Source organism: Streptomyces sp. NPDC050422 (assembly GCF_044458665.1).
In the GTDB taxonomy this organism is placed as follows: domain Bacteria; phylum Actinomycetota; class Actinomycetes; order Streptomycetales; family Streptomycetaceae; genus Streptomyces.
Genome location: NZ_JBITIE010000018.1, coordinates 95851 through 108183, shown reverse-complemented (window position 1 = coordinate 108183; position 12333 = coordinate 95851). Strand labels below are relative to the sequence as shown.

13 protein-coding genes and 5 tRNA genes are annotated in these 12333 nt (G+C 72.6%); 7 read left to right on the top strand and 11 right to left on the bottom strand.

Translation table 11 applies throughout. The features are described 5' to 3' along the window. Positions 1 to 29: 29 nt before the first annotated feature. Entirely contained in the window at positions 30 to 1049 is a 1020-nt protein-coding gene (locus ACIBJG_RS27510; protein WP_399311494.1) for a LacI family DNA-binding transcriptional regulator, read from the bottom strand. Between the two features lie 228 nt (positions 1050 to 1277). Then, positions 1278 to 1730 (bottom strand): hypothetical protein, encoded by a 453-nt coding sequence (locus ACIBJG_RS27505; RefSeq protein WP_399311338.1) that lies wholly within the window; start codon positions 1728 to 1730, stop codon positions 1278 to 1280. A gap of 212 nt (positions 1731 to 1942) precedes the next feature. Here ACIBJG_RS27505 and ACIBJG_RS27500 point away from each other — a divergent pair, with 212 nt between their 5' ends. Next, entirely contained in the window at positions 1943 to 2458 is a 516-nt protein-coding gene (locus tag ACIBJG_RS27500) for a DsbA family protein (protein ID WP_399311337.1), read from the top strand. An 83-nt stretch (positions 2459 to 2541) separates the two neighbouring features. On the opposite strand, the gene ACIBJG_RS27495 is transcribed toward ACIBJG_RS27500, so the two are convergent. The 3 genes from ACIBJG_RS27495 to ACIBJG_RS27485 all read right to left on the bottom strand — a co-directional run bounded on the left by ACIBJG_RS27495 (position 2542) and on the right by ACIBJG_RS27485 (position 5309). Then, the gene (locus ACIBJG_RS27495) at positions 2542 to 3378 is read right to left on the bottom strand and encodes a GNAT family N-acetyltransferase (protein WP_399311336.1); all 837 of its coding nucleotides are present in this window, start codon (positions 3376 to 3378) and stop codon (positions 2542 to 2544) included. A gap of 75 nt (positions 3379 to 3453) precedes the next feature. After that, on the bottom strand, positions 3454 to 4275 hold the full coding sequence (locus ACIBJG_RS27490) for an aminotransferase class IV (protein WP_399311335.1): 822 nt from the start codon (positions 4273 to 4275) through the stop codon (positions 3454 to 3456). Then, positions 4272 to 5309 (bottom strand): chorismate-binding protein, encoded by a 1038-nt coding sequence (locus ACIBJG_RS27485; protein ID WP_399311492.1) that lies wholly within the window; start codon positions 5307 to 5309, stop codon positions 4272 to 4274. The genes ACIBJG_RS27490 and ACIBJG_RS27485 overlap by 4 nt, the downstream gene beginning before the upstream one ends. A 163-nt stretch (positions 5310 to 5472) precedes the next feature. Between ACIBJG_RS27485 and ACIBJG_RS27480 the strand changes: the two genes are divergently transcribed. From ACIBJG_RS27480 to ACIBJG_RS27460, 5 genes are all read left to right on the top strand, one after another. After that, positions 5473 to 5545, top strand: a tRNA-Gly gene (locus tag ACIBJG_RS27480). A gap of 37 nt (positions 5546 to 5582) precedes the next feature. After that, positions 5583 to 5656 (top strand) — tRNA-Cys (locus tag ACIBJG_RS27475). A gap of 1 nt (position 5657) precedes the next feature. After that, a tRNA-Val gene (locus tag ACIBJG_RS27470) sits at positions 5658 to 5729 on the top strand. A 19-nt stretch (positions 5730 to 5748) separates the two neighbouring features. Beyond that, positions 5749 to 5820, top strand: a tRNA-Val gene (locus tag ACIBJG_RS27465). A gap of 23 nt (positions 5821 to 5843) precedes the next feature. After that, positions 5844 to 5915 (top strand) — tRNA-Val (locus ACIBJG_RS27460). A gap of 102 nt (positions 5916 to 6017) precedes the next feature. On the opposite strand, the gene ACIBJG_RS27455 is transcribed toward ACIBJG_RS27460, so the two are convergent. The 4 genes from ACIBJG_RS27455 to ACIBJG_RS27440 all read right to left on the bottom strand — a co-directional run bounded on the left by ACIBJG_RS27455 (position 6018) and on the right by ACIBJG_RS27440 (position 8283). Beyond that, positions 6018 to 6302: a zf-TFIIB domain-containing protein gene (locus ACIBJG_RS27455; protein WP_399068083.1), complete on the bottom strand. Its 285-nt coding sequence runs from the start codon at positions 6300 to 6302 to the stop codon at positions 6018 to 6020. 68 nt (positions 6303 to 6370) lie between these two features. After that, positions 6371 to 7387, bottom strand: a complete 1017-nt coding sequence (locus tag ACIBJG_RS27450; protein WP_399311333.1) for a phosphotransferase enzyme family protein — start codon at positions 7385 to 7387, stop codon at positions 6371 to 6373. Between the two features lie 240 nt (positions 7388 to 7627). Further along, positions 7628 to 7837, bottom strand: coding sequence for a hypothetical protein (locus ACIBJG_RS27445; RefSeq protein ID WP_399311331.1), 210 nt, complete (start codon positions 7835 to 7837; stop codon positions 7628 to 7630). A 185-nt stretch (positions 7838 to 8022) separates the two neighbouring features. After that, complete coding sequence (locus ACIBJG_RS27440) at positions 8023 to 8283, bottom strand: hypothetical protein (RefSeq protein ID WP_399311329.1); 261 nt, start codon at positions 8281 to 8283, stop codon at positions 8023 to 8025. A gap of 205 nt (positions 8284 to 8488) precedes the next feature. Here ACIBJG_RS27440 and ACIBJG_RS27435 point away from each other — a divergent pair, with 205 nt between their 5' ends. Next, complete coding sequence (locus ACIBJG_RS27435; RefSeq protein ID WP_399311328.1) at positions 8489 to 9769, top strand: protein kinase; 1281 nt, start codon at positions 8489 to 8491, stop codon at positions 9767 to 9769. 389 nt (positions 9770 to 10158) lie between these two features. Here ACIBJG_RS27435 and ACIBJG_RS27430 read toward each other — a convergent pair whose 3' ends face one another. Both ACIBJG_RS27430 and cobA read right to left on the bottom strand, forming a co-directional pair. After that, on the bottom strand, positions 10159 to 10977 hold the full coding sequence (locus tag ACIBJG_RS27430; RefSeq protein WP_399311326.1) for a TrmH family RNA methyltransferase: 819 nt from the start codon (positions 10975 to 10977) through the stop codon (positions 10159 to 10161). A 64-nt stretch (positions 10978 to 11041) separates the two neighbouring features. Then, a complete protein-coding gene (gene cobA / locus ACIBJG_RS27425) occupies positions 11042 to 12295 on the bottom strand; it encodes a uroporphyrinogen-III C-methyltransferase (RefSeq protein ID WP_399311324.1) in 1254 nt (417 codons plus the stop codon). Positions 12296 to 12333 lie beyond the last annotated feature (38 nt).

The window sequence follows — 12333 nt, the reverse complement described above, 5'->3', positions numbered from 1 at the left end:
CAGAAGGGGTCCGGGCCGGGCGGCGGGGCTCAGCGGGGTGTGGAACTCGATGCGCGCACGACGAGTTCGGGCTGGAGCACGACGCTGCGGTGCTCGTGGGTGCCGCCCTCGTCGTCCGACTCCTCCAGCAGGAGTTCGGCGGCCATCCGGCCCATCACGACTGCGGGCTGGCGGACCGAGGTGAGCGGCACGGCGGCGGCGGCGGCGAATTCGATGTCGTCGTACCCGACGATGGCGATGTCCTGGGGCACCCGCACCCCGGCCGCGTACAGGGCCTGGAGCACGCCGAGGGCGAGCAGGTCGTTCGCGCAGAACACGGCGGTGGGGCGCGGGACGAGGCCGAGCAGCCTGGCCCCGGCGTCACGGCCCGCCGCCACGTCGAGGCGGTCGGAGGGGATCTCGACGAGCGCTTCGGCAGGCAGCCCGGCCTCGGCGAGGGCGGACAGCGCGCCCTGGCGGCGGTCCCTGATCTGGTGCAGGTCGCCGGGTCCGCTGACGTACGCCACCGAGCGGTGCCCGGCAGAGACCAGATGGCCGACGGCCAGGGCGCCGCCCCGCACGTCGTCGACGGAGACCGCGCAGGTCCCGGTGCCGGAAGCCACCCGGTCCACCAGGACGTAGGGGATCCGGTGACGGCTGAAGGATTCGAGGTTGCGGCCGGTCGCGTCGGCAGGGGTGACCAGCACGCCGCATACGCGCTGTTCCGCGAAGAGGCCGAGGTATTCGGCCTCCTCCGCGGGGCTCTGGCCGCTGTTGCAGACCATGACGCCGAGGCCCGCCTGACGGGCGGCGCGTTCGGCACCACGGGCCACGTCGACGAAGAAGGGGTTGCCCATGTCCAGGACGAGGAGCGCCATGATCCGGCTGCGGCCGGCCCTGAGCTGGCGGGCCGACTCGCTGCGGACGTATCCGAGCTCCTCGATCGCGGCCAGCACCCGGGCCCGGGTATCGGGCAGCACGGCCTCGGGGCGGTTGATCACATTGGAGACCGTGCCCACGGAGACCCCGGCCTGCCGGGCCACGTCCTTGATCCCTGCCACACGCGCCACTAGTTCTGCCCCACTGCCCTTGGCCGCACCCAGAAGCGGCGTCACCCCATCGTACGGACGGCGTGAATGAATTGTTTCAATCCGGTTGGGACGCTAACCGTCGGGCCGAACGCCGTCAAGAATCACGCCTGAATCGATTCATGCGGGCGAGGTCCGTGCGGTGCCCGAATCCGTGCGGTGCCCGAATCCGTGCGGCGCCCGAAGAGGGGCGGAAGGCACGAGCGGCCGTCAGATGCCGTGCTTCTTCAGGATCGCCTCGATGTCGCTGAAGTCGTCGCCCTGCCCGCCGGCGGACTGCTTCTTCGGCTTCTGCCGCGGCTCGGCGGCCGGTACGCCCGCCCCCAGCGAGGGGGCCGAGGCGGCGGGCACCACCGCGTCGCCCTGCGCGGCCCGGGCGGCCGCCTTGCGTTCCTTGCGGGTGCCCCCGCCACGGCGTTCGATCGCGCGGGTGGTCATGAACAGCAGCCAGGCCACGCCCAGCACCGCGAAGCCGAGCCAGACGCTCGGCTTGAAGGCGATGTCCGACACCCACTCGACGACGCCGGTCAGCACCAGGCCGATCGGGACCAGGGAGTAGGCGGCGATCCTGGTCGCCGTGAGGAACCGCTTCCGGTACGCGGTCACGGCGGCGATGCCCAGGCCCGCCGCGGACACCGCGGAGCAAATGGTCTCGGCAAGCATCGGTGCCTCCAGGCGCAGGGGAAACGTCCCTTCCATCCTGCACCGGTCACCGGCCGGGCGGCCACGCTCCGAGCCCACATCAGGGACATTTCAGGGCCGGGATCCTCCCCAGGTGCCGTACGGCCTGCGGCGGGCGGCCCGATTCCGCCCTGTTCCCGCGCTCCGCCGGACACCGGTCGTGACGCTCCCGTACACCCTGGGAGACTGGTCCCATGAGCGATTCCACCCCCGCAGCACCGGTCGTCCTCGACGTCTGGTGCGAGCTCCAGTGCCCCGACTGCCACCACGCCCTGACCGATGTGCACGCCCTGCGCGCCCGGTACGGCGACCGGATCGAGATCCGGTTCCGGCACTTCCCCCTGGAGAAGCACAAGCACGCCTTCGCCGCGGCGCAGGCCGCCGAGGAGGCCGCGGCGCAGGGCAAGGACTGGCCGTACATCGAGGCGCTGCTCGCCCGCACCGCCGACCTCGGCCGCACCGGCGAGCCGCTGCTGGTCGAGGTGGCGGGGGAACTGGGCCTGGACGCCGAGGAGTTCGACACCGCCCTGATCGACGGCCGGCACATGCTGATCGTCGACGCCGACCAGGCCGAGGGCAAGGCGATCGGGGTCACGGGCACGCCCACGTACGTGATCGGGGGCGAGCGGCTGGACGGCGGCAAGAGCCAGGAAGGGCTGCGCGAGCGCATCGAGGAGATCGCCGACCGGCTGCTCGCCGCACAGGACTGAGAACGGGCTCGGGGCAGCGGGCCGGGCTGGGGGCGCTGTCCCGCGCCGGCCGGCCCCCGAGCCCGGACCGCCGGGACGCGCGGTCAGAGCGGCTTGGCCAGGTTGTACCGGGTCGGCTCGTAGCCGAGCGACTCGTACAGCCGGAGCGCGGGCGTGTTGGCGGTGACGACGTGCAGGCCCAGCCGCGTATCGCCGGCTGCGAGCACGAGGCGTTCGGCCTGGAGCATCAGCGCCCGGCCGTACCCCCGCCCCCGGAAGCGTGTCTCCACCTCGACGTCGAAGACGTAGCCGACCACCTGACCGGGGTGCATCTCGAACCGCGCCACCCACAGGAAGCCGGCCTTCTCGTCCTCGTGGATGAGGTGGTTCAGCTGGGCGCCCTCGGTGGCGAGGCCCTGCGGCAGATGCCTGGCGTGCGAGGCGCGGGCTGCCCGCAGCGCCGACTCCTGCGGGGTGCCACGCGTCATCAGGCTCTCCGCGTAGCCCGCGATCGCGCCGTCCTCCCAGGCCGTGAACTCCTCGGGCGTCATCGGCCGCGCGGTCAGCCCTTCGGGCAGTGCCGGGGGGTCGGCGGGCAGTTGCTTGATCATGTTCCGGCTGCGTTCGGTGTACCCGAGTGCGGCGGTCAGCCGTTGCGCCGCCTCGTTCCCGGGGGCGACTTCCGTTCGCACCTGCGTGCAGCCCCAGCCCCGCAGCACCTCCTCGGCCGCCAGCGCGGCGATGGTGCCGCGGCCGCGCCGCCGGACCGCCTCGTCGATCCGCAGGGACCGCAGCAACCCCGTCCCGTCGTCCGACCCGGGATCCGTGGCGATTTCCACGGCGCCGACGGGGCGCCCGTTGTCGCACACGTCGTACGCGCGGCTCTGTGCGCCGTCGGCGCCTGACTGGATCGGCCCGGACGGCCGGAGTGTCGTGGTCATCAGAGGATTTCTATCCCCTGCCCGAACGCACGTCATCCGTATTTGCGGCGGGGGACCGGCCGGCCGCCGCCCCGGTCACGGGTCCAGATCGTCGCCGGCCCGCTCGCCGAAGACGCGCATCGCCTTGGCCGTCACCGGTCCCGGCGCGCCGGACAGCTCCCGGCCGTCGACCCGGTGGACGGCCTGGATGTCGCGCAGGGTGGAGGTCAGGAAGACCTCCTCGGCCCGGTCCAGGACGTCGAACGGCAGGTCCGTCTCCTGCGCCCCGGTCCACTCCACCGCCAGCGCGCGGGTGATCCCGGCCAGACAGCCGGAGGCGACGGGCGGGGTGTGCAGCTGTCCGTCGAGGACGACGAAGACGTTGGAGCCGGTGCCTTCGCAGAGCCGGCCGACCGTGTTGGCGAACAGCGCCTCGGAGGCGCCGTTCTCGTGGGCGCGGGCGAGGGCGACGACGTTCTCGGCGTACGAGGTGGTCTTGAGCCCGGTGAGCGCGCCGCGTTCGTTGCGCGTCCAGGGAACGGTGATGACCGCCGTGGTGTCCGGGCGGCGCTTCACCTCGCCGAGGGCGACGACCAGTCCGGGGCCCGCGGTGCCGCGGTCGGAGCCGAGCGGCGAGATGCCGCCGGTGTAGGTGATGCGGAGCCTGCCGAGCGCGGCCGGATTGGCCTCGATGACGGCGGCGCAGGCGCGGCGCACCTCGTCCAGGTCGGGCGCGGGCAGGCCGAGGCCCAGGGCGGAGCGGGTCAGCCGGTCGAGGTGGCGGGTGAGCGCGAAGGGCCTGCCCTCGGCGGTCCTCACCGTCTCGAAGATGCCGTCGCCGACGGTCAGCCCGTGGTCGAGCACGGACACCCGGGCGTCATCGGCAGCCCGCAGCCCCCCGTTGACCCAGATCCTCATGGTGCGGTCCTTCCGGTTGCTTCGTATGCGCCCGACGCTACCGCGAGCAGCCTGGACGCCTTCAGTTCGGTCTCGTCCCATTCGCGTTCCGGATCCGAGCCCCAGGTGATGCCGGCGCCGGTGCCGAACCGCAGCACCGGGACGGCGCCCGTGCGGTCGGTCCAGAAGGTGCGGATGCCCACGGCGAGCGAGGCGGTGGCCCGGTCGGCGTCCACCCAGCCGATGCCGCCGCAGTACGGGCCGCGCGGGGCGGTCTCCAGCTCCTCGATGATCCTGAGGGCGCTGGACTTGGGTGCCCCGGTCACGGAGCCCGGCGGAAAGGCCGCGGCGAACAGTTCCGGCCAGCCGGCACCGTCGGCGAGGCGGCCGCGCACGGTGGAGACGAGATGGACGAGGCCCGGGTGCTTCTCGACGACGCAGAGGCCGGGGACCGTGACCGACCCGGTCGCGCAGACCCGGCCCAGGTCGTTGCGGACCAGGTCGACGATCATCACGTTCTCGGTGTGGTCCTTCTCCAGCAGATCGGCCTCGGTGCGGCCGGTGCCCTTGATCGGTCCGGACTCGACCGTGCGGCCGTCCCTGCGCAGGAAAAGCTCCGGCGAGGCGGTCGCGATCTCCACGCCGTGGCCAGGGAGCCGAATCGTTCCTGCGTACGGGGCGGGGTTGCCGCGCGCCAGCAGTGCGGTGAGGGCGTCCATGTCCGCCGCGGCCGGATCGGGCAGCGGCGCGGTCATCACGCGGCAGAGATTGGCCTGGTAGACCTCGCCCCTCGCGATGTACGCGCGGATGCGCCGCACGCCCGCCGTGTACGCGGCACGGTCGAGGGACGACGTCCAGTCACCGGCGGCCGGGCCGCACCAGGCACCACGCACGGGTGCGGGCACGGCCGCGGTGCGTACGGTGGCGAAGCGGGCACAGACGAGCCGACCCTCGAAACCAGCTGAAACCGCCCAGAAACCCGACGAGTCGAGGGCTGCGGGATCACTGGTCACATCCTGCAGATCGGAGGCGACGAGGCCGCCGAAGCGGGCCATGGGAGCGAGGTCGTGCACGTCGGCGAGTCTAGAGCGGCGTGCCGTGACCTGCGCCGGGGCGAGCGCACCTGCGCACGCTGCACAAACGCGTTTTTGTACTGGCCCCGGAATCCGCTAGAGTTCAACACGTCGCCGGGACGCGCAAGCGAACCGGAACCGACAAGCGGACGTAGCTCAGTTGGTAGAGCGCAACCTTGCCAAGGTTGAGGTCGCCAGTTCGAACCTGGTCGTCCGCTCGCAGAAGGTGGGGGATCTTCCCGAACCCCCACCCCTGGTGGAGTGGCCGAGAGGCGAGGCAACGGCCTGCAAAGCCGTCTACACGGGTTCAAATCCCGTCTCCACCTCCAAGGACGATTAGCTCAGCGGGAGAGCACTTCCCTGACACGGAAGGGGTCACTGGTTCAATCCCAGTATCGTCCACCGGTCCGCAAGGACCCCCGCGCGATTAGCTCAGCGGGAGAGCGCTTCCCTGACACGGAAGAGGTCACTGGTTCAATCCCAGTATCGCGCACGCAGTACACGCAGGTTCACCCTGCGCGATTAGCTCAGCGGGAGAGCGCTTCCCTGACACGGAAGAGGTCACTGGTTCAATCCCAGTATCGCGCACAGCCCCGAAGCCCTGGTCGTCCCGACGACCGGGGCTTCGTCGTTTGCCCCGCCTGCCGACGCCGGGGCCCGGACGCGTTCCGTCCGGGCCCCGGGGCGGGATCAGGACGAGAAGAGCATGCGGCCGAAGCTCTTCTGCCGGTGGTGACCCTGGTGCCCGCCGTAGTGCTGCTGCGGGGCGCCCCACGCGGGTGCCGGGGCTGCGGGGTATGCCTGCGGGGCGGGCGGCGCCGGCGGAGCCTGCTGCGTCCACTGCGACTCCATACGGGTCAGGGACTCCAGCTCGCCGTAGTCCAGGAATATCCCCCGGCAGCCGCTGCACTGCTCGATCTGAATGCCGTTGCGGTTGTACGTCTGCATCTGTGCGTGGCACTTGGGACACTGCATCTTCGGGCTCACTCCTCGCCGTCGGTTAGCCGTCGCCGGAATGCATGCCCGGCGGCGGTCGGCTCACCCTACGACGAGTGTTCGGCGGCCAACTCGGGCGGGAGAGCGGCAATTCGGGCACAGGCGTCGATCATCGCCTGTTCCACCTCATCCGGAACCCGGTACTCCGCCGCGGACTTGGCGAGGGCCAGTGCCGCCGTCTGTACGGTCAGGGCCCGGGCCGCCAGGTCCAACTCGGGCCACGGATCGCCGTCGGCGCGCACCGCGGGGCCGCCCGCGGCGCGGTAGGCGCCCAGGAAGCGGAACCAGACCTCGGGGGGCAGCAGCCCTGCCGCGTACCAGGCGGCGGGGCGCGCGAGGTCCCAGGCGGGGGCGCCGGGTCCGGCGTCGTCGACGTCGATCAGCAGCCAGGGGCCGTGCGGCTCGGGGTGCCGGACCAGCTGGCCCAGGTGCAGATCGCCGTGGCAGAGCGTGTGCACCCGTGGTGCGGCAGCCGGCGCCTCGTCCCGCATCCAGGGCGGCAGCCCGCGCCAGGCCGCGAGCACGGGGGCGGTGGCCGGGTCGCCGGGCCGGGCCGCACGCATCCGGGCCACGGCGAGCGCGGCCTTCGCCGGGCCGCGCATGGGGGGCGGCGCCTCCGGTATGCCCGGCGCACCTGGTGCGGGTCGGACGCGGTGCAGGCGGGCCAGCAGGGCGGCGGCCTCCTCCCAGGGCGCCTCGTCCGGGTCGCCCGGGTCCACCGGCTCCCCGTACGGCCACAGGGTGACGGGACGCCCGTGCAGCTCGGTGAGGTACGGCGAGGCGGTGCCGTACCCCGCCTGGCCGGCAGGGGGCCGTACGGGAAGCGGAGCGAGCAGGATGCCGGCCAGGCCGGGGTCGGCGGCCAGTCCCAGGCGTGCGGACAGGGCGGCGGCATCCGTACCGGGGGCGTGGGCCTTGGCGACGACGGGGCCGCAGCGGACCACGGTGCCGTCCGCCCGGTCCGCGAGGACGGTCGGCGGCGGGCAGCCGCAGCAGGCCCCGGAACGGGCGTGGGCCGCTTCGTGGGCGAGGTCGCCCAGCACACGTACGACAGCGGTGGTCACGGACTCCCCCGGTGGCACAGGATCGGCGGACCCGGCCGGCGCCGCGCCCGCCGGAGAGCGTACGCGGATCGCACCGGCCTGCCCGTGCACGGGGTGGGCCGCACAGGCCCCGGACAGCGCGATGTCCGGTCAGCTCCCCAGCTGACCGGACAAACGCTGCCGTCCGCCGCACCCCCGTCCCCACGGGGTTGTTGGCCGGATGTCCCGGTCCGGACCGCTCTTCCGGACCCGGGGCGCCGCTCAGCGCCCCAGCATCACGCCCACGGACGACGCCTGTGTGACCACCGCTTCCCAGCCGCCGAAGACGACTGCGAGCAGGGCCGCCAGAGGAAGAACCATGGCCGTCGCCACCAGCGGGTGACGCTTGCCGGACGACGGGCGGCTGCCGAACGCGGCATAGGCCTTGCGTCCCTGCGTGCGGACCATCGTCCGCGCTGCCGTGTCCGCCATGGTTCCTCTCCTGACCTGATGTGGAGCGGCGGGCGTTTGACCTCGGGGGACGAGTGCGACGCCCGCCGCTTGACTTCAACATTAGGGATCCGGGGAGCGGGCGGCGTCATGCCCGCGTACCGAATACCGGGCCTCCCGGAGGATGAGCCGTGGGTAGTCGGCGTACTCCCCTGGGTGGAGACGGACTACCGGATGTTGGGGTCATCCCGGAGGGGACGCTCCGAGGCGTCCTCCCTGGGTACCGGTTGTTCGACCAGGGCGAGGACCCTGGTCGCCATGAAGCGGGCGGTGCGCACCACGGAGCCGTTCCTGGTGACTTCACTCACTTCGACCACCCCTCGGCGGACCGCGGTCTCCACCCTGCGCCCTGCCCTGGAGGCCACCATTTCGTAGGTTCGGGTCGTGTCTCCGGCGTCCACGACTATCTCGACCCGATCGCCCTTCACTGATCCAATCCCCCTTCTGCGACGGACCTTTGAGATCTCGCACGGGCCGGGGAGCGTGGATCTGCGGCTCCCTGACCACTCCTCAAGTTTCCCACCCGGCACTGACAATCGATTCTCCGGCGAGGGCGCGGCCTCTGAGCACCCCGGGCGGCGGGTACGTAAGCTGTGCCTCGTCAGGCGGACCAGGCAGCGGGGATGGGCAGACATGGCGATGATGCGGCTCCGGCGCGAGGACCCGCGTGTCGTCGGCTCGTTCAGGCTGCACCGGCGGCTCGGGGCGGGCGGCATGGGTGTCGTCTACCTCGGCTCGGACCGGCGGGGCCAGCGGGTGGCACTGAAGGTGATCCGCCCCGACCTGGCGGAGGACCAGGAGTTCCGTTCGCGTTTCGCGCGCGAGGTGTCCGCCGCCCGGCGGATCCGCGGCGGCTGTACGGCACGGCTGGTCGCCGCCGATCTGGAGGCGGACCGCCCGTGGTTCGCGACGCAGTACGTCCCCGGCCCCTCGCTGCACGACAAGGTGGCCGAGGAGGGTCCGCTGTCGGCCGCCGAGGTGGCGTCGATCGGCGCCGCGCTCTCCGAAGGTCTGGTGGCGGTGCACGAGGCCGGTGTCGTCCACCGTGACCTGAAGCCGTCGAACATCCTGCTGTCCCCCAAGGGCCCCCGGATCATCGACTTCGGGATCGCCTGGGCCACCGGCGCTTCCACACTCACGCACGTCGGTACGGCGGTGGGTTCGCCCGGCTTCCTCGCCCCCGAGCAGGTGCGGGGCGCCGCGGTGACGCCCGCGACGGACGTCTTCTCGCTCGGTGCGACGCTGGCGTACGCGGCGATGGCCGATTCGCCTTTCGGGCACGGCAGTTCCGAAGTGATGCTCTACCGGGTGGTGCACGAGGAGCCTCAGCTGTACGACGTGCACGACGCGCTCGCACCGCTGCTGAGCGCCTGCCTGGCGAAGGACCCGGAGGAGCGGCCCAGCACGCTGCAACTCTCCATGCGGCTCAAGGAGATCGCGGCGCGGGAGGCGCAGGGGCTGCACGAGAGCCGGCCGCCCGCCCAGCGTTCGGCGCAGGAGGCGGACCGGCCGACGGGGCGCCTGGACGGCCCGTACACCGAGCAGCAGACACGTCGCGCGCCCGGCCCCGCTCCGGTGTCCCGGCCGCAGAGCCGGCAGACGGCTTCCGGGCGGCCTTCGCCTCCCCGCACCGGGGGTTCGCGCCCCGCGCAGCAGCAGCCGCGCAATACGACGCGTTCGGGTAAGAGGTCGCAGGGCGCGGTCGGGACGAACGGCAGGCCGGGTACCCGGCCCGGCGCACGCCCGACGTCCGCCGGCCGGCGTCCCGCCAATCCGCGGCTGCTGCGGCAGCGGCTGGTGGTCTTCGTCGTGGTGACGCTGTTGGTGGCGCTGGGTATCGCGGCGGCGCAGGGCTGCCAGGGCCCGGCCCGTGGGCTCGGCGCGGGCCAGACCCAGGGGCAGAGCGAGCAGTAGGGCCCTTCTAGGGCCTGTCCGGCGGATCAAGGTCGGACGGGGCGCGGCGTCTGGTGCGGTGCATCGCAAGGCGCCGGAGCATCCTCATAGCGGAGCTATCAGGGCGCTTCGGCAACGCGGCGAGGTGCCGTGCCAGAGGTCGTGACCCCGGCCTTGATCCGCCGGACAGGCCCTACAGGGCGTGTTTCGAAAGTAGCGCCGTCCGCCCGGAGGGCGGGCCGGGCGGCGTCTGGTGCATGCGATCGCAAGGCGCCGGGAAGTCCTCGTAGCGGAGCTACCAGGACTTTTCGGCAACGCCGCGAGCAATGGGGTCTCCCCTGCTCGAGCGAAGCCGAGAGCTCGGGGAAGTGCCAGACGCCGCCCGGCAGGCAGGACTTTCGAAGCACGCTCTACCTCTCCGGGCGCCCCGTGGCGACCGCGTAGAAGGCGACCGCGGCGGCCGCGCCGACGTTCAGCGAGTCGACGCCGTGGGCCATCGGGATGCGCACCCACTCGTCGGCGGCGACGAGGGCCTGTGTGGACAGTCCGTCGCCCTCGGCACCGAGCATCAGGGCCACCTGGTCCATCCGGTGCGGCGCGGCCTCCTCGATGCTGCTGGCCTTCTCGTCCGGCGTCAGCGCGAGCAGCTTGAAGCCCGCTTCCCGCACCGTCTCCAAGGCCTTGGGCCAGGTGTCGAGGCGGGCGTAGGGCACGGAGAAGACAGCGCCCATCGAGACCTTGACCGAGCGCCGGTACAGCGGGTCCGCACAGTCCGGGGAGAGCAGGACGGCGTCCATTCCGAGGGCGGCGGCGCTGCGGAAGATCGCGCCGATGTTCGTGTGGTCGTTGACGGCCTCCATCACGACCACGCGGCGGGTGGTGCGGAGCAGTTCGTCGGCCGTCGGCAGGGGCTTGCGCTGCATGGAGGCGAGTGCGCCGCGGTGCACGTGGTAGCCGGTGACGCGTTCCGCGAGCTCGGGGCTGACCGCGTACACGGGCGCCGGAACCTCGTCGATGACGTCGCGCATCAGGTCGACCCACTTCGCCGAGAGCAGCATGGAGCGCATCTCGTACCCGGCGTGCCTGGCGCGTCTGATCACCTTCTCCCCCTCGGCGATGAAGAGGCCCTCGGCGGGCTCTCGTCGGCGCCGGAGCTCGACGTCGGTCAGACCGATGTAGTCGCTCAGGCGGGGGTCGTCCGGGTCGTCGACGGTGATGAGATCAGCCACAGGTTGATACTGCCTTGTCCGGTGTGTGGTGCCAACGGTCTGGAGGAAGATCCGTTACCGATGGTTACTCTGCGGTGCGTGCGGCGGGTGCCCCGCCGACCGCGACGACATCACCGATGACGATGACGGCGGGCGGGCGGACGTCCTCGGCCACGGCCCGTTCGGCGACCGTGGCGAGCGTCGCGTCGACGCGACGCTGGGCCGCCGTCGTCCCTTCCTGGACCAGGGCGACCGGCGTCTCAGGGGACTTGCCGTGGGCGATGAGCGTACGGGCGATAGCGCCGATCTTGTCGACGGCCATCAGGAGCACCAGGGTGCCGCGCAGCCGGGCGAGTGCCTCCCAGTCGACCAGCGAGCGCTCGTCGTCCGGGGCCACGTGGCCGCTGACCACGGTGAACTCGTGGGCCACACCGCGGTGGGTGACGGGGATTCCGGCTGCGCCGGGGACCGAGATCGAGCTGGAGATGCCGGGCACGACGGTGCACGGGATGCCTTCGGCGGCGAGCGCCTGGGCCTCCTCCATGCCGCGCCCGAAGACGAACGGGTCGCCGCCCTTGAGCCGGACGACGGCCTTGCCCGCCTTGGCGTGCTCGATCAGCGCGTTGTTGATCGCCTCCTGCGCCATGTAGCGGCCGTACGGGATCTTGGCGGCGTCGATCACCTCGACGTGCGGCGGGAGTTCGTCGAGCAGGTCGCGCGGGCCGAGCCGGTCCGCGATGACGACGTCCGCCTCGGCGAGCAGGCGGCGGCCCCGGACGGTGATCAGGTCGGGGTCGCCGGGTCCGCCGCCGACCAGGGCGACGCCGGGGGCGCGGGTGCGGTGGTGGGGTGCGGCGAGGGTGCCGTCGCGCAGGCCCTCGACGATGGCGTCGCGGACGGCGGCGGAGTGGCGCGGGTCGCGGCCGTGCGCGTCAGTGGTGAGCACGGCGACCGTCACGCCCTCGCTGCGGCCGGTCGCGGGGGTCCAGGCGGTGGCGGCGTCCGCGTTGTCGCTGCGGACGCACCAGGTGCGGGTCCGCTCTGCCTCTGCGGAGGCGGCGTCGTTGGCCGCCGTGTCGTCGGATGCGATGAGGGCGTACCAGGTGTCGGCCAGGTCCCCGTCGGCGTAGGGGCGGCGCTCCCAGCGGATCTCGCCGGCGTCCGCCATCGCCTCGACGGACGGGGTGGCTGCGGGTGACACGAGGACGATGTCGGCGCCGGCCGCGATGAGGGCGGGGAGGCGGCGCTGCGCGACCTGGCCGCCGCCGACGACGACTACGCGGCGCCCGCTCAGGCGCAGTCCGACGGGGTAGGCGGGGTGATCGGCGTGCTCGGCCATGACGGTGCGGGCTCCTCGTGCGATGCGGGGGCTGCGGC

Bases quoted from the DNA above. Each gene is read 5' to 3' on its own strand.
- ACIBJG_RS27445 (WP_399311331.1), bottom strand. From the start codon at position 7,837: ATGGCGGACACGGCAGCGCGGACGATGGTCCGCACGCAGGGACGCAAG.
- ACIBJG_RS27490 (WP_399311335.1), bottom strand. From the start codon at position 4,275: ATGAGGATCTGGGTCAACGGGGGGCTGCGGGCTGCCGATGACGCCCGG.
- cobA (WP_399311324.1), bottom strand. From the start codon at position 12,295: ATGGCCGAGCACGCCGATCACCCCGCCTACCCCGTCGGACTGCGCCTG.
- ACIBJG_RS27495 (WP_399311336.1), bottom strand. From the start codon at position 3,378: ATGACCACGACACTCCGGCCGTCCGGGCCGATCCAGTCAGGCGCCGAC.
- ACIBJG_RS27485 (WP_399311492.1), bottom strand. From the start codon at position 5,309: ATGGCCCGCTTCGGCGGCCTCGTCGCCTCCGATCTGCAGGATGTGACC.
- ACIBJG_RS27435 (WP_399311328.1), top strand. From the start codon at position 8,489: ATGGCGATGATGCGGCTCCGGCGCGAGGACCCGCGTGTCGTCGGCTCG.
- ACIBJG_RS27505 (WP_399311338.1), bottom strand. From the start codon at position 1,730: ATGCTTGCCGAGACCATTTGCTCCGCGGTGTCCGCGGCGGGCCTGGGC.
- ACIBJG_RS27455 (WP_399068083.1), bottom strand. From the start codon at position 6,302: ATGCAGTGTCCCAAGTGCCACGCACAGATGCAGACGTACAACCGCAAC.
- ACIBJG_RS27500 (WP_399311337.1), top strand. From the start codon at position 1,943: ATGAGCGATTCCACCCCCGCAGCACCGGTCGTCCTCGACGTCTGGTGC.